At 62.4% G+C, this 1,109-nt stretch carries 1 protein-coding gene; it reads right to left on the bottom strand.

Annotated features, from left to right (window positions below; genetic code table 11):
- The coding region (locus tag ACR0AM_RS21615) for an Ig-like domain-containing protein (RefSeq protein ID WP_480624003.1) at nt 1-1,109 on the bottom strand (1,109 nt) is incomplete at both ends.

A 1,109-nucleotide genomic window follows, 5' to 3' on the forward strand; every position in this document is an offset into this window, starting at 1 on the left:
GTCGCGGTGGTGGTGTCGGTGCCGTCGCTGATCGTGTAGGTGAAACTGTCGGACCCCGTATAGCCCACGTTCGGCGTATAGGTGACCGTGTTGTCGCCGTTGATCACCACCGTGCCGTTGGACGGCGTGCTCGTCGCCGTGACCGTCAGCGTGTCACCATCGGCATCACTGTCATTGGCCAGAACATTCAGCACAACCGCAGTATCCGTGGCGGTCTGGGCGCTGTCATCCACGGCAACCGGCGCCGTGTTGCCCGGCGTGTTCACGGTCACGGTTGCGGTCGCGGTGGTGGTGTCGGTGCCGTCGCTGATCGTGTAGGTGAAACTGTCGGACCCCGTATAGCCCACGTTCGGCGTATAGGTGACCGTGTTGTCGCCGTTGATCACCACCGTGCCGTTGGACGGCGTGCTCGTCGCCGTGACCGTCAGCGTGTCACCATCGGCATCACTGTCATTGGCCAGAACATTCAGCACAACCGCAGTATCCGTGGCGGTCTGGGCGCTGTCATCCACGGCAACCGGCGCCGTGTTACCGCTGATGTTCCCATCCTCGGCCACAATCGGATCCGCGGTGCTCTCGAAATAGTCCGCCTCGGCCACATATCCGGGCGCGCCACCGCTGCTGTTCGACATCAGGCCCACGGCGCTCACCGTGATCGCGGCGGTGAAGCTGCGCGACACCGTCCAGTTCGTGCCGTCCTCAGACAGCTCGAACGTCCACCTGTCATCCTCCCGCGTCAGCCGCATATACGGCATCGGCGTCGTGCCCAGAGAAACGTTGAAATTCGTGCGCGTATCGCCATTGGTGGTAACACCACCATAGGCGTACAGCGCCGAGCCGTTGGAGTAGATGTCGAACCGAATCCAGTTGCCGGCATCCTGCTCAACCAGAAAGCCCTGCCCCTGATACTGTTCGGTCGGCGAGGTCAGCCAGCGCGCCGCCAGCTGAAAATCCTCATCCGCAGCCGATTGCATCAGCCGCGCGCCGTTGTTGGTATCATAAGGGTTGAAATCGCCCGCAGGCGTTTCCAGCCGAACAAAGGCCTCGGACCCGGACACACCCGACGCTACCGTCGCACCGGAAGGTGCCGTAAATGTCCACACATTGGG

This window comes from Ruegeria sp. AD9 (assembly GCF_056542305.1).